Source organism: Pseudomonas sp. Q2-TVG4-2 (assembly GCF_013620795.1).
Lineage (GTDB): Bacteria > Pseudomonadota > Gammaproteobacteria > Pseudomonadales > Pseudomonadaceae > Stutzerimonas.
Map to the genome: position 1 here is coordinate 397,099 of NZ_LGLW01000006.1, position 16,286 is coordinate 413,384.

Here is a 16,286-nt window from a genome sequence, read left to right on the forward strand (position 1 = left end):
CATGCTGCTACGCGGGTTAACCTGGCTGATGCTGTTCCAACTGCTCGGCACCGTGCTCAACGTGATACTGCTGCCGATACTGCCAGGCCCGATCATTGGCCTTCTGCTGCTGTTCGTGGCGTTGTTGGCGCGCGGCCAGGCCAGCGAATCGCTGCAGTTGGCGGCTAGGAGTCTGCTGCGCTATCTGCCCCTGTTGTTGGTCCCGCCAGCAGTGGGCGTGATGGCCTATACCGAAGCGATCCTCGATGACTTTTGGGCCATCGTTGGGGTATTGGTGCTTTCGCTGGTGGTGTCGCTGATATTCACCGGTTGGCTGATGCAGCTATTGATTCGCCGCCAGCAGCGCAGGGCGGGTCGCGCATGATTGCGGTGCAGTGGCAGGCGGCCTGGGACTCGGTGATCCACCATCCGCTGTTTGGCGTGACGATCACCCTGGCTGCTTTTCAGTTGGCTTATGCCGCCTATGAAAAGACCCGCTGGGTGTTCCTGCAACCGGTGCTGGTATCGATGCTCATGGTTGTCGGTACGTTGCTGGTCTGCGGGCTCAGCTATGATGAATACCGCGGCAGCGCGCAGATGCTCACCGTGCTGCTCGGGCCTGCCACCGTGGCGCTAGCGGTGCCCCTGTATCTCAATCTGCGGCGCATTCGCGAGTTGTTCGGACCGATCATGCTCACCTTGCTGCTGGCCGGTACCGGCGCCACGGCCCTGGGAATGGCGCTCGCCTGGGTCTTCGGGGCCGACCAGATGATTCTGATGACTCTGGCGCCCAAGTCGGTGACCTCGCCGATCGCCATGCTGGTAGCTGAGCAGATTGGCGGCGTGGTGGCGCTGGCGGCCGTTTTCGTGATGATTACCGGCATCATCGGCGCGATCGTCGGTCCGGAACTGTTGCGCCGCTTTGGCGTTCTGCATCCTGCTGCCCGCGGCATGGCGCTGGGCCTGACCGCGCATGCTGTGGGGACCGCGCAGGCCCTGCAGGAAGGCGACGAGTGCGGTGCTTTCGCGGCGCTGGCGATGAGTCTGATGGGTGTGATGACAGCGGTGCTGCTGCCGCTGGCCGTGTTGCTGTTGTCGTAAGGAGCTTGAATGAAACTGCCGTTGTTTCCGCTCGATACCGTGTTGTTTCCCGGTTGCACACTCGATCTGCAGATTTTCGAGGCGCGCTATCTCGATATGGTCAGCAGCTGCATGAAGGCGGGGCATGGCTTTGGTGTGGTGCGCATTGTCGAAGGCAGCGAGGTGGGGCTGGCGGCAAGCGAATATGCCCCGGTCGGTTGCGAGGCGCTGATCCGCGATTGGCAGCAGCGCCCCAATGGTTTGCTGGGCATCCGCGTCGAGGGCGGGCGGCGCTTCGATGTGCTCTCGGCCGAGGTGCAACGCGATCAGCTGACGGTCGCGGAGGTCAATTGGCGCGATGAGGGTGATGATCGACCGCTGGGTGACGACTACGCGGACCTGGCGATTCTCCTCGAGGCCCTGGGTCAGCACCCGATGGTCGAAACCCTGGGCATGGGCGGCGGGGCGCAGGGGCAGCGTTCGCTGGCGCATCAGCTGGCTTATCTGTTGCCCTTTCAGCCGGAGCAAAAGGTTGAGTTGCTGCAGTTGGACGATCCGCAACAGCAGCTCCAGCGCATCCAGCGTTGGCTGGAGCAATTGCAGGGTGATGCCATCGACTAGCGCTGCCTGGATACTGTCGCCGTGCGGTTACTGATAGCGATACAGCAGCATGGCGCCCGGTAGTGCCCAGACCGCAAACGCTCCGATCAGCCCCAGGGTCGCGGGCAGAATCAGCCACCATATCCGGGGCGAGAGCGCTTCCATCGGTGTGCGCCACTGCACGATGGTCAGGCTCACGGCGCAAATGGTGGCGGCCAGCAAGGCGCCGGCGATCACATCGGTAGGCCAGTGCACGCCCAGATAAACCCGTGACAGGGCGATGGCGGTCGCCGGCAGCCCAGCCAACAGCACCCAGGCCAGGCGCAAGCGCGGTGGCTGGCCACGCCCTGCAAGTACCCCGAGCGTGAGAAAGAAAGCGAACGCCGCCGAACTGTGACCGCTGGGGAAACTGAAGCTGTGCAAGGGGTCGACAAGTATTTCCGGGCGGACCCTTCCGAACGTTGCTTTCAGCGCACCATTGGCCAGTGCTGTGCCCAGTAGCGTGAAGATGGCAAAAGCGGCCGCGCGCGCCTGTTTCACCGCGATTAATAGCAGGCTCAACAGTACCGCGGCCCATAGCTGCGTGTGGAAGTCGCCGGCGCGTGTGACCACCACCATGAAACGGTCGAATATCGGGCTACGTTCGCCTTGGACGACAGTCATCAGGCCTTCGTCGAATTCCACAAGATAAGGCCAGCCGAGGAACAAGCCGATCAGAATGGCGGCGCTGAGGCCGGCGGCCAGCGGCGTGACCCAGCGCATCTGATGCAGGCTACTGTGCACCACGCCGCCAATAAGTATCAGCAGTGCGCCGAGGATGAGCCCGGCCTCCGCCCAGAATCCATCCGGCAGCGGTAGTCGTACGGCAGCGCCAGCGGTCCAGCCCGGCAGCAGATAGGCCATCGCCCAGCCGGCCGCGGCGATCAGGCTGACCAGGAAAAAACGCCCGAACGGCATATCGAGCATGCCGGCGGTGAGTGGCAGCATGGGCCGCAGCGGTCCGATGAAACGGCCCACGAGGAGGCTGGCGATGCCGTAGCGCTCGAAGTACAGCTCGGCCCGCGCCAGCCATTCCGGGTGGTCGCGCAAGCCCCGCATGCTGCGAATGTTCTGGTGATAGCGTCGCCCCAGCCCGTATGACAGTAGATCGCCTAGCAGGCCGCCGGCGTAGCCCAGCAGTAATGTTTCGCCGAGACTCAGCACGCCGCTGCCGGCGAGCACGGCGATGGCGAACACCAGGACGGTGCCGGGCATCAGTAGGCCGACCACCGCCAGGCATTCCAGACAAGCCACCAAGAACAGGCTGAGGCCCAGCCACTGGGGGTTTTCAGCGAGCCAACTGGTGAGTGCGGTGAGCCATTCGGGCATGGGTTTTCCTTGAATCGAGACGGTTTCGACCTGGCACTGGGTGCCTCGGTTTCAACTCTGCGCTGATAATGCCAATGCCATCGGCAGCTGACGATGGCTTCAGTACGGGCTCGTCAGGCCATATGGCCGGGGCGGTTGCACATCAGGGGCCGGCGCTTTACAGCCATTCGCCCGGCGCCGCTGTGCGTAAGGCGCGCGGGTGGCTATAATCAGCCGCTTTCCCTTCAGTCAGGCCAGCCAGACCATGACCGAGTCCGTACTTGACTACATGACCCGCCTCGGTCGCGCCGCGCGCGAGGCGTCGCGCGTGCTTGCGCGTGCCACCACCGCGCAGAAGAACCGGGCGCTGCACGCCGCTGCTGCCGCGCTCGATGCCGCGCGCGAGGAGCTGGTCAGTGCCAACCAGCAAGACCTCGCGGCGGGTCGCGCGAATGGCCTGGATGAGGCCATGCTCGATCGTCTGGCGTTGACCGCTGCGCGCATCGACGACATGATCGAAGGATTGCGTCAGGTCGCGAGCCTGCCCGATCCAATCGGCGAAATTCGTGACATGCGCTACCTGCCGTCGGGCATTCAGGTCGGCAAGATGCGTGTGCCGCTGGGTGTAGTCGGCATCATCTATGAGTCGCGGCCGAACGTAACCATCGACGCGGCCAGCCTCTGCCTGAAATCGGGCAACGCCACCATTCTGCGTGGCGGCTCGGAAGCGATTCATTCGAACCAGGCGATTGCCCGCTGCATCCAACTAGGGCTGGCCGAGGCCGAGCTGCCGGGGGCAGCGGTGCAGGTCGTCGAGACCACTGATCGTGCTGCCGTCGGTGCGCTGATCACCATGCCAGAATATGTCGATGTCATCGTGCCGCGCGGTGGCAAGGGTCTGATCGAACGTATCAGCCGCGATGCCAAGGTGCCGGTGATCAAACATCTGGACGGCATCTGCCACGTGTTCATCGATCAGGCTGCTGATGTCGGCAAGGCCATTCGCATCGCCGACAACGCCAAGACCCAGCGCTACGCGCCCTGCAACACCATGGAAACGCTGCTGGTGCACGCGTCCATCGCTGAGCGTGTCATGCCGCGGCTGGCTGCGATCTATCGCGACAAGGGGGTTGAACTGCGTGGCTGCGCGCGAACCTGCGAGTTACTGGGCAAAGAAGTGCTAGCCGCCAGCGAAGAGGATTGGTCCACCGAGTACAACGCCCCGATTCTGTCGATTCGAATGGTTGACTCGCTGAGCGACGCCATTGAACACATCAACCGCTACGGTTCGCAGCACACCGATGCGATCGTCACGGAAAACTTCACAGATGCGCGACGTTTCATCACCGAGGTCGATTCGGCATCGGTAATGGTCAATGCCTCCACGCGATTCGCGGACGGATTCGAGTACGGCCTGGGTGCAGAAATCGGCATTTCCACCGATAAGCTGCATGCACGAGGCCCGGTTGGGCTGGAAGGGCTGACCAGCGAGAAGTATGTAGTCTTCGGCGACGGCCACGTGCGTACTTGATGAGCGCTACTCGTACGCCACGGCGCATCGGTGTTCTCGGTGGCACCTTCGATCCGGTGCATATCGGGCACCTGCGAGGGGCACTCGAAGTGGCCGAAACGCTCGGCCTCGATGAGGTTCGCCTGGTTCCGAATTTCCGCCCGCCACACCGTGAGACGCCGAACAGCTCCGCGCAGGACCGTCTGGCCATGGTTCGGCTGGCGGTGGAGGATCTGCCGATGCTGGCGGTCGATGCGCGCGAGCTGGAACGCGACAAACCGTCGTACACCCTCGACACGCTGGAGTCGCTGCGTGACGAGCTGGAACACGACGACCAGATCTTTCTCATCGTCGGTTGGGACGCCTTTTGCGGGCTGCCCAGCTGGCACCGCTGGGAAGAGCTGCTCGATCATTGTCATATTCTCATCATGCAGCGGCCGGATGCCGACAGTGAGGCGCCGGAAGCGCTGCGGGACCTGTTGGCGGCACGCAGCGTGAGCGACCCGCTGGCGCTTGCCGGCAGCAGCGGGCAAATCGCCTTCGTCTGGCAGGCGCCTCTTGGGGTGTCGGCAACACGAATTCGTCAATTTCTGGCCAGCGGCCGGTCGGTCCGTTTTCTCGTACCCGACGCCGTACTGGCTTATATCAACGCGCACGGACTCTACCGGGCGTCGAACTGAGGTTGTTTCAAGTTATGCAAAATGATTCTTTGGTCCAGCTGGCCGTTAGCGCCCTGGAAGATCTGAAAGGCGCCGACATCACCACCATCGATGTCCGCGGCAAGACCAGCGTCACCGATTTCATGGTGATCGCCAGCGGCACCTCCAGCCGCCACGTGAAGTCACTGGCCGACAACGTGCTTGAGAAGGTCAAGGAGCAGGGCGTGCGCCCGCTTGGCAGCGAAGGCCTGGACGGCGGCGAGTGGGCGTTGCTCGACCTGGGGGATGTGGTGGTGCATGTCATGCAGGTGCCGACTCGCCAGTTCTATGACCTCGAACGTCTCTGGCAAGGCGCCGAGCAGAGCCGCGCGCAGCACGCAGGCGAGCAGGAATAATCGATCCATGCGGATCAAGCTGATCGCGGTGGGCTCGAAGATGCCGCGTTGGGTCGAAGATGGTTGGCATGAATATGCCAAGCGCCTGCCGTCCGAGCTGCCGCTGGAGTTGCATGAAATATCGCTTAACACGCGCGGCAAGAATGCCGACGTGACGCGGTTGATTCGCCAGGAAGGCGAGGCCATGCTGGCGAAGGTGCAGCCCGGCGAGCGGATCGTCACCCTGGAAGTGACGGGTCGCCCGTGGAGCACCGAGCAATTGGCGACCGAACTGGAGCGCTGGCGGCTGGATGCGCGCAACGTCAACCTGATGGTTGGCGGGCCGGAGGGGTTGGCGCCCGAGGTCTGTGCGCGTAGTGAACAACGCTGGTCACTGTCGCCGCTGACCCTGCCACATCCGCTGGTGCGCATTCTCATCGGCGAGCAGATCTATCGCGCCTGGACGTTGCTGTCGGGTCACCCTTACCACAAGTAGTACAGCCAAGCCCAAGATGTCCCAGCCGATTCCCCTCAAGGACCATGAAAAGGACGCCCGTCTGGTGCGTCAGCGCGTGCTTGTGGGCGGTGCAATGGTGTTGCTGCTGATCGGCGTGTTGATTGCGCGCCTGTATTACCTGCAGGTCGTGCAGTACCAGCACCATTCCACCCTTTCTGAAAACAACCGCGTCCATGTCCAGCCGATTCCGCCCAATCGGGGGCTGATCTTTGATCGGACCGGCAAGATCATCGCGGATAACCGCCCTAGCTTCAGCCTGACGGTGACTCGTGAGCGCGCCGAAGATTGGCGCAAGACATTGGATACCGTGGTCGAGGTGCTGGAGCTATCCAACGAGGAGCGTGAGCTGTTCGAGAAGCGCGTGCTGCAGGGGCGGCGGCCGTTCGAGCCGGTGCCGATCATGTACGAACTGTCCGAGGAGCAGATTGCTCGCATCGCCGTGGATCAGTTCCGTCTGCCAGGCGTCGAGGTTGCCGCGCAGCTGGTCCGGCATTACCCGCAGGGCGAGCACTTCGCGCATTCGGTCGGCTACGTCGGCCGGATCAACGAGGCGGAAGTCAAGCAGCTCGACCCGGTCAACTACAGCGGCACCCACCACATCGGCAAGACCGGCATCGAGCGGTTCTATGAGGACGCCTTGCATGGCCAGGTCGGTTACGAGGAAGTCGAAACCAACGCTCGCGGCCGGGTGTTGCGAGTGCTCAAACGCACCGATCCGATTCCAGGCAAGGACATCACTCTGACGCTCGATCTGGAGTTGCAGGAGGCGGCCGAGGCCGCGTTGGCGGGACGCCGGGGAGCGATAGTGGCATTGCAGCCTGCTACTGGCGAGGTGCTGGCGATGGTCAGTCAGCCGAGCTTCGATCCCAATCTGTTCGTCACCGGAATCAGCTTCAAGGCATATGGTGAGCTGCGCGACTCGATCGATCAGCCGCTATTCAACCGCGTGCTGCGCGGTTTGTACCCGCCTGGGTCGACCATCAAACCGATGATGGCGGTGGCCGGCCTCGACACGGGTGTCGTAACCGAAGACAGTAAGGTATTTGATCCCGGTTTCTTCCAGCTTCCGAATGTGAAGCACAAGTACCGAAACTGGAACCGCGGTGGCGATGGGTGGGTGGACCTGGAAACGGCGATTCTACGTTCCAACGACACCTACTTTTACGATCTGGCCCACAAGATGGGCATCGACCGGATGCACGAGTACATGACCCGTTTCGGCATCGGTCAACGTGTGGCGCTGGACATGTTCGAAGAGACCGCCGGCCTGATGCCGTCGCGGGAGTGGAAGCGGGCACGTTACCGGCAGCCCTGGTATCCGGGCGAAACCGTCATTCTAGGGATCGGGCAGGGTTACATGCAGACCACGCCGCTGCAGCTGGCGCAGGCGACCGCACTGATGGCGACGCACGGCGAATGGATTCGGCCGCATCTGGCGAAGAGCATAGAAGGCGTGTCGCCAGTCGATCCCGAGCCGGTGCCGGACATCCAGCTGCGCGACCCTGACTATTGGGATGCCGCAATCGATGGCATGGAAGCGGTACTGCATAGTGCGCGCGGTACGGCCAAGAAGGTCGGTGATACGTCTCTCTATCGCATTGCCGGCAAGAGCGGCACCGCCCAGGTGGTGGCCATCAAGCAGGGCGAACGATACGACAGTGAAAAGCTCGCCGAACGGCATCGTGACCACGCTCTGTTCGTAGCCTTTGCACCCGTGCATGACCCGCAGATCGCGGTCGCGGTCATGGTGGAGAACGGAGAGTCCGGCTCCGGTGTGGCGGCCCCGGTGGCCAAACAGGTCATGGACGCCTGGTTGCTCAACGAGGCGGGCGAGCTGAAGGCCGAGTATGCGCCGCAGCTGACGGCCGAGGGACCCAAGCCATGAGCGGGACATTCGACCGCACGCTCTCGACTACCGATGTGATGCGCCGTCGGGCGACGCTGCTGCAGCGCATGCATATTGATGGGGTCTTGCTGCTGCTTCTGCTGCTATTGGCGGCCGGTAGCCTGTTCGTTCTTTATTCGGCAGGAGGCAAAAACTGGACGCTGCTGATCAAGCAGGCCACCTCCTACGGTATCGGCCTGGGTGCGATGCTCGTTATTGCGCAGCTGGAGCCTAGATTCATGGCGCGTTGGGTCCCGCTCGGCTATCTCGCGGTCGTCGCGCTGTTGCTAGCGGTGGAATTCGTCGGCTACACGGCAATGGGAGCGACCCGCTGGATCAACATTCCCGGGGTGATTCGCTTCCAGCCGTCCGAGTTCATGAAGATCATCATGCCGATGACGATCGCCTGGTATCTGTCTGCACGGGCCCTGCCGCCCAATATCAAGCACACGGCAATCAGCCTGGGGCTGATCGTGGTGCCCTTCGTATTGATCCTTAAACAACCGGATCTGGGTACTTCGCTGCTGGTGTTGGTTTCCGGTGCGTTCGTGTTGTTCATCGCCGGGCTGCGCTGGCGCTGGATCCTGACCGCTATCGCGGCCCTGGTGCCCATTGCTGTGGCCATGTGGTATTTCGTCCTGCACAACTATCAGAAACAGCGCGTGCTGACCTTCCTCGACCCGGAAAGCGACCCGCTAGGGACCGGCTGGAACATCATTCAATCAAAGGCGGCGATCGGCTCGGGCGGTGTATTCGGCAAGGGGTGGCTGCTAGGCACCCAGTCGCACCTGGATTTTTTGCCGGAAAGCCATACGGACTTTATCATTGCGGTCCTGGCCGAAGAGTTCGGCCTGGTCGGCGTCTGCCTGCTGCTGCTGGTCTATCTGCTGTTGATCGCGCGGGGGCTGGTGATTACGGTTCAGGCGCAGACCTTGTTCGGCAAACTGCTTGCCGGCGCGCTTACGATGACGTTCTTCGTATATGTGTTCATCAATATCGGTATGGTCAGCGGGCTGCTGCCGGTCGTAGGGGTGCCGCTGCCCTTTATCAGTTTTGGTGGCACTTCATTGGTGACCCTGCTATCAGGGTTCGGGGTTTTAATGTCGATCCACACCCATCGCAAGTGGATCGCACAGGTTTGACTAGAGTGAATCTTTTGAATCCATTACGGCGTGGCTGGTTGATGCGAGCGCTCTGCGGGGCGGGTCTTTTCGGTGCGTTCGGCATTGCTCCGGCGGCTTTGGCGGCGGATTACCAGGGCGAAAAGGTCGCCGAGTTCGTTCGCGAAATGACCCAGGACTATGGGTTCGCCAGCGAGCAGCTGGTTGAAATGCTGGCGCAGGCGGAGCGCAAACAGGCGATTCTCGACGCCATTTCGCGGCCGGCTGAACGCGTCAAGCCATGGAAGGAATACCGTCCGATCTTCATCACCGATTCGCGCGTGGCCCAGGGGGTCGATTTCTGGCGGGAAAACCAGGCCGCGCTTGCACGCGCCGAGCAGGAGTATGGCGTGCCGGCCGAGGTGATCGTTGCGATCATCGGCGTCGAAACCTTTTATGGTCGTAACACCGGGAGCTATCGCGTCATTGATGCGTTGTCAACGTTGGGCTTTGACTATCCGCCGCGCCAGCCGTTCTTCCGCCAGCAGCTCAAGGAGTTCCTGTTACTGGCCCGCGAAGAGCAGGTCGATCCGCTGACACTGACCGGTTCCTATGCCGGTGCAATGGGCCTGCCGCAGTTCATGCCGAGCAGCTTTCGCGCCTATGCCGTGGATTTCGATGCCGATGGTCGTATCGATATCTGGAAGAACCCGGTCGATGCCATCGGCAGCGCCGCCAATTATTTCAAGCAGCACGGCTGGACGGCTGATGAGCCAGTCGTAGCGCGGGCGACGGTCAAGGGTGAACGGCACAGCGATGGTCTGACCGAGGGCCTCGAGCCGGTCAAGAATGCCGCCGAGCTGCGCCAACTGGGCTGGCAATGGCAGAGTGATAAGAACATGGCGGACGACACCGCCGTGACTGCCTTCCGTCTGGACGGCGCCGACGGTGACGAATACTGGGTAGGCTTGCCGAACTTCTATGTCATTACACGCTACAACCGGAGCGTCATGTATGCCATGGCGGTGCATCAGCTTGCCGAGCAACTAGCCCAGGCGCGGGGGACCCCATGACGGTTCGTTTGCTGGCGACGACAGTCGCCGTTGTCCTTGTGACCGCTTGTTCTTCATCACCGACGCCACCGTCGCCAGCGCCTACTCCGAGCGCGGGCATCAGTGGCCCCGATGAGTATTCCCGCCCGCACAAGGACGGCGCGCCCTGGTGGGACGTTGATGTGTCCAGTATTCCCGATGCGACCCCCACGCCACATAACGGGGCGTTCAAGGCCAATCCCTACACGGTATTAGGCAAGACGTACTATCCGATCGGTGATGGGCGCAACTATCGGGCCACCGGTACTGCGTCCTGGTACGGCACCAAATTTCATGGTCAGCCGACCGCCAACGGCGAGAAATACGATCTGTACGGCATGAGTGCGGCACACAAAACCTTGCCCCTGCCCAGTTACGTTCGGGTGACCAACATCGATAACGGCAAGACGGTAGTGCTGCGGGTCAACGACCGCGGCCCGTTCTATTCGGATCGGATCATCGATCTGTCTTTCGCGGCGGCGAAAAAGCTGGGTTACGCAGAAACCGGGACGGCGCGGGTGAAGGTCGAAGGTATCGACCCCGAGCAATGGTGGGCCGAGCGTGGTCAACCCGCACCGATGCTGCTGGCCCAGCCAAAGAAGGCTGCCAGTAAACCTGCCGGTAACTCGCTAGCGCAGCCGGTCGAGCAATACACGCCGCCGCCAGCGCAGCACGCAGGCGCAACCGTGCCGGTCCAAGTCGGCGATAGCGGCAAGGCGGCCACTGCCAAGCCTGGGGTATTCCTGCAAGTCGGTGCGTTCGCCAATCCAGACGCTGCCCAGCTGTTGCGAGACAAGCTCAGCAGCATGACCGCCGCGCCGGTATTCGTCAGTTCGGTGGTTCATCAGGATCAGATCCTGCATCGGGTGCGCCTCGGGCCGATCGACTCGCTGGATGAAGCCACGCAGCTCGAGCAGAGTGTCCGCCTCGCCAATCTGGGAAATCCACGGCGAGTACGGGGCGATTAAGGCCATGCCCGGGCCATCTATGGAAAACGACGCTGATCCAACAACTGTTTTTGCCAACACCACTTTCTGAGAGAGCAATGACTATCACCACCTTCGTGCACCGCCTGTTCCTCGTCACCGTGCTGGCCGTAGCGCCAGCCGCCTGGGCCGAGCCGATCATTCCGTCGCCACCGCAGCTGGCGGCGAAATCCTATGTTCTGATGGACGCGGCCAGCGGCAAGGTGCTGGTCGAGAATGCGGGCGATGAACGCCTGCCGCCGGCCAGTCTGACCAAGCTGATGACTGCTTACATCGCCACCCTGGAAATCCAGAAGGGCCAGATATCCGAAAGCGACATGGTCACCGTCAGCGAAAAGGCCTGGCGTACCGGCGGTTCGCGGATGTTCATCCAGGTCAACACGCAGGTTTCGGTCGACGATCTGCTGCATGGCATCATCATCCAGTCCGGCAATGACGCCAGCGTGGCCATGGCCGAGCATATTGCCGGCAGCGAAGAAGCTTTCGCTGACTTGATGAACAGTACGGCCCAGCGGTTGGGCATGACCAACACGCATTTCATGAACTCCACCGGCCTCCCGCATCCGGAGCATTATTCCTCCGCAGCCGACATGGCCAAGCTGGCTCGCGCCATCATCTATGAAGATCCGGCGCATTACGGCATTTACGCGCAGAAGGAATTCTTCTGGAACAACATCAAGCAGCCCAACCGCAACCTGCTGCTGTGGCGTGACAAGACCGTCGATGGGCTGAAAACAGGGCATACCGAAGAAGCTGGCTACTGCCTGGTGGCCTCGGCAGTGCGCGACGGCATGCGCCTGATCAGCGTAGTGTTCGGCACTGACAGCGAGCAGGCGCGCGCCGCCGAAACGCAGAAATTGCTGACCTACGGCTTCCGCTTCTTCGAGACCAAGACCTTCTACCAGAAGGGTGTCGAGCTAGCACAGTCGCGGGTCTGGAAAGGCCAGCAGGACAAAGTCAGCGCAGGGCTGGCGAACGACCTGACTCTGACCCTCCCACGCGGGCAACTGGACAAGCTGCAGGCCGGCCTGACCTTCAATCCCGAGCTGACGGCGCCCATCCAGCAAGGCGATGTGATCGGTAAGGTGGAAGTCACTCTCGACGGGCAAGTGCTGCAGAGCACAGACCTGATCGCCCTGCACGCCGTGGAAGAGGGTGGGTTGTTCCGCCGTTTCTGGGATAGCATTCAGCTGTTCTTCTTCAATCTCTTCAACTGATATCTCTTGAGCGCGCCCTGATTATTCGCCGGGCGCGCTTGCGGATCACGAGTCCGTCGCCATGACTGAAAGCAAAAGCGAAACACAGCCACCAAAAATCGAATTCCCTTGCGAACGCTATCCGATCAAGGTGATCGGTGATGCTGGCGAGGGCTTCAGCGAGGCGGTGGTAGAGGTGATCCGGCGACATGCGCCGAATTTTGACGAAACCACACTGGTGACTCGGGACAGTCGCAACGGGCGCTTCCTCTCCGTGCAGGTGCTAATTACTGCTACGAGTGTCGAGCAGCTGCAGGCGATCCATGTCGATCTGCGCGCTACCGGGCGCGTGCACATGGTGCTCTGATGAGTCATCGGTCAGCGGCCGCGGTTTTTGCATCCAATTTCCCTGCTTCGGGTATTCAACAATGAGTGCCGCTATCCTCGGCATTCGAGAGCTCGGACTGGTCGAATATCAGACGGTTTGGCAGGCCATGCAGCGCTTTACCAACGAGCGCACGCCTGAAACCGATGATGAGATTTGGTTGCTGCAGCATCCTCCGGTATTCACCCAGGGGCAGGCAGGCAAGGCCGAGCATTTGTTGTTGCCCGGCGATATTCCGGTGGTCCAGGCCGATCGGGGAGGGCAGGTGACCTACCATGGCCCTGGGCAGCTGGTGTGTTATCTGATGCTGGACGTCAGGCGGCTGGGCATCGGCGTACGCGAATTGGTCAGTCGAATCGAGCAAAGCCTGGTCGATATGCTGGCCAGCTACGATGTGCAGGCCTTGGCCAAGCCCGACGCGCCAGGCGTCTATGTCGATGGCGCAAAGATTGCTTCACTCGGGCTGCGTATCCGCAACGGGCGCTCGTTCCATGGCCTGGCGCTCAACGTGGACATGGACCTGGAACCCTTCGGGCGGATCAACCCCTGCGGCTACGCCGGTATGGCCATGACTCAGTTGGCTGATCTGATCGCTGGGCCGATAGCGTTTTCCGAGGTCAGTGCCCGCCTGTGTGAACAGCTGGTCAAGCACCTCGGCTACGCGCAGCAGCAGGCGCTGACGGGCGCAATAGACGGCTAAGCCGGGTGCTTGCTTATCCAGTGTGAGCGGGGCATGGCGGCTATAAAGACGCCTGCCCCCAGCAGGAGTCTAGGGTCAGGCGTTGTTCAACCCGATCAGTTCAGATTGAGGGTCGGAATCAGGCTGCTGTCGAAGGGCTGGCCCGGCACCGGCACCGGGGCGGCCAGGCCCAGGTTGTTCTTCTCGAACACCCGGTCGGCTCGGTAGCTGGAGCGCACCAGCGGGCCAGCGGCGACTTCCATAAAGCCCTTTTCTAGACCGATATCGCGGAAACGGTTGAATTCTTCCGGGCTGACCCAGCGCTTGACCGGTAGGTGGTTGCGGGTCGGCTGCAGGTACTGGCCGAGGGTGAGGATGTCCACGCCGATGGCGCGCAGGTCATCCATGGTCTGCAGCACTTCCTCGTCGCTTTCGCCCAACCCCAGCATCAGGCTGGTCTTGGTCAGCATCTCCGGACGATGGCGCTTGGCGTGCTCCAGCACGCGTAGGGTTTTCTCGTAGCCGGCGCGGGGGTCACGCACTTCACGGGTCAGGCGCTTGACCGTCTCGACGTTCTGCGCGAAGACTTCCAGGCCAGAGTCCGCTACGCGTTCGATGGCTTGCAGGTCGCCGTCGAAGTCCGGGGTCAGGGCCTCCACTACCACCTGCGGGGTGCGCTCCTTGATGGCGCGCACACAGGCGGCGTAGTGTGCGGCACCGCCATCGTCCAGATCGTCGCGGTCCACCGAGGTCAGCACGATATAGCGCAGCGCCATCAGCTCCACCGACTTGGCGGTGTTCTGTGGCTCCTCCTGATCCAGCCAGCCGTTGGGATTGCCGGTATCCACCGCGCAGAAGCGGCACGCGCGGGTGCATACCGAGCCCATCAGCATGATGGTGGCAGTACCGTTGGACCAGCATTCGCCCATGTTCGGGCAGTGGGATTCCTGGCATACGGTGCTCAGACGGTGCTCGCCGACATTGCGCTTGACCGCTTCGAAGCGGCTGCCGCTGGGTGCCTTGACCCGCAGCCACTTGGGCTTGGGTTCGAACACCTGGGGTTCGCTTGAGGCGCGGCGCTTCTGCCCGTCCTTGATCGCGGTGATGCCCTGAGTAGTGCGGAATTTATCGCCGCTGGCAACAGTTTTGGGCTGGGAGATATCGGACATCGGCAATCTGGGCTCCGCTAGAGGCTCCGTGGACGAGGCGGCTTGTGGCCGCCGTGAAGTTTATCACAGGCACTGACCGTTCAGTCCGTCTAGTACCGTGCGGTCCAGGCCGGCGGCCAGCCGCCGAGCGCGGGTTCAATCTTCCAATTGGCTGGCGAACTGCTCCAGGGCCAGCGCTACACTGAGCGCGGCGCACCCTACGAGGTGTTGTCGTGAACATGCTGCGCCAACGGGGCTTGGTCGATGTGTATGCCGTGCATTGTGCAGCTGGCCTACCAGCCGGCTGCTTCACGTGCATTATCAGGAGGCGGTACGGCCAATCAGGGATTGGCTACCGAGGCTGCGCGACCTGTCTGCGGATATGGGCGGCTCGGGGCCAGAGCATGGCCGGAATAGTTCGGCCATGCTCGCTAAGGCTCTGCCCGCAGGCGTCCCAGCAGTTCCTGCGTCGGATGGCCGTCGGCCGGCCAACCGAGCTGTTGCTGGAAGCTGCGGATGGCGTTGCGGGTATTGGCGCCGATGATGCCGTCTGCAGCACCTGGGTCGAAGCCCTGGTTCGACAGGCGCTCCTGCAGCTCGAGGCGCTCGGAGCGGCTCAGCGGCTGCTCGCCCTGTGGCCAGCTTGCCCGAACCTTGCCGGCGCCGTCGAAGCGTTCGGATAACAGACCGATCGCCAGCGCGTAGGAAGATGAATTGTTGTAGCGCAAAATCGCTCGGAAGTTATCCAGGACCAAAAACGCGGGACCGCGATAACCGGCAGGAAGCAGCAGGCTCGCCGATGCTTCATCCATGCCCGCCGGCAGCCCGTTCAGGCTGAGCTGGCGCCACTCAGCCAATGGCTTGCGGATGCTGCTATCGGCCATTGCGTAGTCGAACCCTTCCGGCAGGCTGACTTCGAAGCCCCATGGCTGCCCGGCTTTCCAGCCAGAGGCCTGCAGGTAATGGGCAGCGGAAGCCAGGGCATCGGCCGAACTGCTCCAAATATCCCGGCGGCCGTCGCCGTCGAAATCCACCGCATGAGTGTTATAGGTGGTCGGAATGAATTGGGTCTGACCCATGGCGCCAGCCCAGGAGCCACGCAGCTGGCCGGCGGCGACGTCGCCGTGCTCGAGAATTTCCAGCGCTGCCAGCAACTGACTCTTGGCGAAGCCCGGACGCCGGCCTTCATGTGCCAATGTGGCGAGCGAGCGAATCACGTCCTTGTCACCCATGATCTGCCCGAAGCTGCTTTCGAGGCCCCAGATCGCTACCAAGGTATTGCGGTCGACACCATAACGCGCTTCGATGCCATCCAGCGTCGCGCGGTGTTGACTCAGCAAACGCTTGCCGCCATCGACCCGCTGTTGCGAAAGGGCACCGTCCAGGTACTGCCAGACCGGGCGTGTGAACTCCGGCTGGCTGCGATCGGCAGTGATGATGCTTGGATCAGGGGTGATCCCTGCGAAGGCACGGTCGAACACCAGCGCCGAGATTCCAGCTTGAAGGGCTTCGTTGCGGAACGCCGCGCGCCACTCGGCGAAGCTTTGCTGCTCCGGCTCGGCTTCGGCCGGCTTGTCCGGTTTGACCTCGGTAATGGTTGTCGTCGGCTGACTGGGTGTGGCCTGTGTAATTGGTGTGATGGGCTCGGCGGCGCAGGCGACCACGATGCTCAGGGCTGACCCGGCAATCAGGGTACGCAGCAGCAGTACGGGAACGAAGGTGTAAAGCATGCACCACTCTCGGCAAGTCA

General features: G+C 62.1%; 17 protein-coding genes. 14 read left to right on the forward strand and 3 right to left on the reverse strand.

Going from position 1 to position 16,286, the window contains the following annotated elements; genetic code table 11:
- The first annotated feature begins 1 nt into the window (after position 1).
- The 3 genes from H3028_RS15110 to H3028_RS15120 are packed head-to-tail and all read left to right on the forward strand — an operon-like array spanning position 2 to position 1,680.
- Positions 2-364, forward strand: a complete 363-nt coding sequence (locus H3028_RS15110) for a CidA/LrgA family protein (protein ID WP_181298003.1) — start codon at positions 2-4, stop codon at positions 362-364.
- Positions 361-1,080, forward strand: a complete 720-nt coding sequence (locus H3028_RS15115) for an LrgB family protein (RefSeq protein WP_181298005.1) — start codon at positions 361-363, stop codon at positions 1,078-1,080. The genes H3028_RS15110 and H3028_RS15115 overlap by 4 nt, the downstream gene beginning before the upstream one ends.
- Positions 1,081-1,089: 9 nt before the next feature.
- Positions 1,090-1,680: an LON peptidase substrate-binding domain-containing protein gene (locus H3028_RS15120; RefSeq protein WP_181298007.1), complete on the forward strand. Its 591-nt coding sequence runs from the start codon at positions 1,090-1,092 to the stop codon at positions 1,678-1,680.
- Positions 1,681-1,707: 27 nt separating this feature from the next.
- Here H3028_RS15120 and H3028_RS15125 read toward each other — a convergent pair whose 3' ends face one another.
- On the reverse strand, positions 1,708-3,027 hold the full coding sequence (locus H3028_RS15125; RefSeq protein ID WP_181298009.1) for a bifunctional DedA family/phosphatase PAP2 family protein: 1,320 nt from the start codon (positions 3,025-3,027) through the stop codon (positions 1,708-1,710).
- A 244-nt stretch (positions 3,028-3,271) separates the two neighbouring features.
- Between H3028_RS15125 and H3028_RS15130 the strand changes: the two genes are divergently transcribed.
- The 11 genes from H3028_RS15130 (at position 3,272) to lipB (ending at position 13,409) form a co-directional block, all read left to right on the forward strand.
- Positions 3,272-4,537, forward strand: a complete 1,266-nt coding sequence (locus H3028_RS15130) for a glutamate-5-semialdehyde dehydrogenase (RefSeq protein ID WP_181298158.1) — start codon at positions 3,272-3,274, stop codon at positions 4,535-4,537.
- Positions 4,537-5,196 carry a nicotinate-nucleotide adenylyltransferase gene (gene nadD, locus H3028_RS15135; RefSeq protein ID WP_181298011.1) on the forward strand — a complete coding sequence of 220 codons (660 nt, stop codon included), beginning with the start codon at positions 4,537-4,539 and terminating at the stop codon, positions 5,194-5,196. Before H3028_RS15130 ends, nadD begins: the two co-directional genes overlap by 1 nt.
- A gap of 14 nt (positions 5,197-5,210) precedes the next feature.
- Positions 5,211-5,570 (forward strand): ribosome silencing factor, encoded by a 360-nt coding sequence (gene rsfS / locus H3028_RS15140; RefSeq protein WP_021209688.1) that lies wholly within the window; start codon positions 5,211-5,213, stop codon positions 5,568-5,570.
- Positions 5,571-5,577: 7 nt separating this feature from the next.
- Positions 5,578-6,045: a 23S rRNA (pseudouridine(1915)-N(3))-methyltransferase RlmH gene (gene rlmH, locus H3028_RS15145; protein WP_181298013.1), complete on the forward strand. Its 468-nt coding sequence runs from the start codon at positions 5,578-5,580 to the stop codon at positions 6,043-6,045.
- Positions 6,046-6,061: 16 nt separating this feature from the next.
- Positions 6,062-7,951: a penicillin-binding protein 2 gene (mrdA, locus tag H3028_RS15150; protein WP_181298015.1), complete on the forward strand. Its 1,890-nt coding sequence runs from the start codon at positions 6,062-6,064 to the stop codon at positions 7,949-7,951.
- Positions 7,952-7,989: 38 nt separating this feature from the next.
- On the forward strand, positions 7,990-9,093 hold the full coding sequence (gene rodA, locus H3028_RS15155) for a rod shape-determining protein RodA (RefSeq protein WP_181298159.1): 1,104 nt from the start codon (positions 7,990-7,992) through the stop codon (positions 9,091-9,093).
- A 41-nt stretch (positions 9,094-9,134) separates the two neighbouring features.
- Entirely contained in the window at positions 9,135-10,124 is a 990-nt protein-coding gene (gene mltB / locus H3028_RS15160; protein WP_181298160.1) for a lytic murein transglycosylase B, read from the forward strand.
- Positions 10,121-11,110, forward strand: coding sequence for a septal ring lytic transglycosylase RlpA family protein (locus tag H3028_RS15165; RefSeq protein ID WP_181298017.1), 990 nt, complete (start codon positions 10,121-10,123; stop codon positions 11,108-11,110). Before mltB ends, H3028_RS15165 begins: the two co-directional genes overlap by 4 nt.
- Positions 11,111-11,187: 77 nt before the next feature.
- On the forward strand, positions 11,188-12,345 hold the full coding sequence (locus tag H3028_RS15170) for a D-alanyl-D-alanine carboxypeptidase family protein (protein ID WP_181298019.1): 1,158 nt from the start codon (positions 11,188-11,190) through the stop codon (positions 12,343-12,345).
- A gap of 61 nt (positions 12,346-12,406) precedes the next feature.
- Entirely contained in the window at positions 12,407-12,691 is a 285-nt protein-coding gene (locus H3028_RS15175) for a DUF493 domain-containing protein (RefSeq protein ID WP_181298020.1), read from the forward strand.
- A 61-nt stretch (positions 12,692-12,752) separates the two neighbouring features.
- Positions 12,753-13,409 carry a lipoyl(octanoyl) transferase LipB gene (gene lipB / locus H3028_RS15180; RefSeq protein WP_181298022.1) on the forward strand — a complete coding sequence of 219 codons (657 nt, stop codon included), beginning with the start codon at positions 12,753-12,755 and terminating at the stop codon, positions 13,407-13,409.
- Between the two features lie 95 nt (positions 13,410-13,504).
- On the opposite strand, the gene lipA is transcribed toward lipB, so the two are convergent.
- The gene (gene lipA, locus H3028_RS15185) at positions 13,505-14,557 is read right to left on the reverse strand and encodes a lipoyl synthase (protein ID WP_181298024.1); all 1,053 of its coding nucleotides are present in this window, start codon (positions 14,555-14,557) and stop codon (positions 13,505-13,507) included.
- Between the two features lie 410 nt (positions 14,558-14,967).
- Positions 14,968-16,266 (reverse strand): lytic murein transglycosylase, encoded by a 1,299-nt coding sequence (locus H3028_RS15190; RefSeq protein WP_181298026.1) that lies wholly within the window; start codon positions 16,264-16,266, stop codon positions 14,968-14,970.
- Between the last annotated feature and the right edge of the window lie 20 nt (positions 16,267-16,286).

Coding starts and splice junctions, on each gene's coding strand:
- H3028_RS15110 (WP_181298003.1), top strand. CDS start 2: ATGCTGCTACGCGGGTTAACCTGGCTGATGCTGTTCCAACTGCTCGGC.
- H3028_RS15115 (WP_181298005.1), top strand. CDS start 361: ATGATTGCGGTGCAGTGGCAGGCGGCCTGGGACTCGGTGATCCACCAT.
- H3028_RS15120 (WP_181298007.1), top strand. CDS start 1,090: ATGAAACTGCCGTTGTTTCCGCTCGATACCGTGTTGTTTCCCGGTTGC.
- H3028_RS15125 (WP_181298009.1), bottom strand. CDS start 3,027: ATGCCCGAATGGCTCACCGCACTCACCAGTTGGCTCGCTGAAAACCCC.
- H3028_RS15130 (WP_181298158.1), top strand. CDS start 3,272: ATGACCGAGTCCGTACTTGACTACATGACCCGCCTCGGTCGCGCCGCG.
- nadD (WP_181298011.1), top strand. CDS start 4,537: ATGAGCGCTACTCGTACGCCACGGCGCATCGGTGTTCTCGGTGGCACC.
- rsfS (WP_021209688.1), top strand. CDS start 5,211: ATGCAAAATGATTCTTTGGTCCAGCTGGCCGTTAGCGCCCTGGAAGAT.
- rlmH (WP_181298013.1), top strand. CDS start 5,578: ATGCGGATCAAGCTGATCGCGGTGGGCTCGAAGATGCCGCGTTGGGTC.
- mrdA (WP_181298015.1), top strand. CDS start 6,062: ATGTCCCAGCCGATTCCCCTCAAGGACCATGAAAAGGACGCCCGTCTG.
- rodA (WP_181298159.1), top strand. CDS start 7,990: ATGCGCCGTCGGGCGACGCTGCTGCAGCGCATGCATATTGATGGGGTC.
- mltB (WP_181298160.1), top strand. CDS start 9,135: ATGCGAGCGCTCTGCGGGGCGGGTCTTTTCGGTGCGTTCGGCATTGCT.
- H3028_RS15165 (WP_181298017.1), top strand. CDS start 10,121: ATGACGGTTCGTTTGCTGGCGACGACAGTCGCCGTTGTCCTTGTGACC.
- H3028_RS15170 (WP_181298019.1), top strand. CDS start 11,188: ATGACTATCACCACCTTCGTGCACCGCCTGTTCCTCGTCACCGTGCTG.
- H3028_RS15175 (WP_181298020.1), top strand. CDS start 12,407: ATGACTGAAAGCAAAAGCGAAACACAGCCACCAAAAATCGAATTCCCT.
- lipB (WP_181298022.1), top strand. CDS start 12,753: ATGAGTGCCGCTATCCTCGGCATTCGAGAGCTCGGACTGGTCGAATAT.
- lipA (WP_181298024.1), bottom strand. CDS start 14,557: ATGTCCGATATCTCCCAGCCCAAAACTGTTGCCAGCGGCGATAAATTC.
- H3028_RS15190 (WP_181298026.1), bottom strand. CDS start 16,266: ATGCTTTACACCTTCGTTCCCGTACTGCTGCTGCGTACCCTGATTGCC.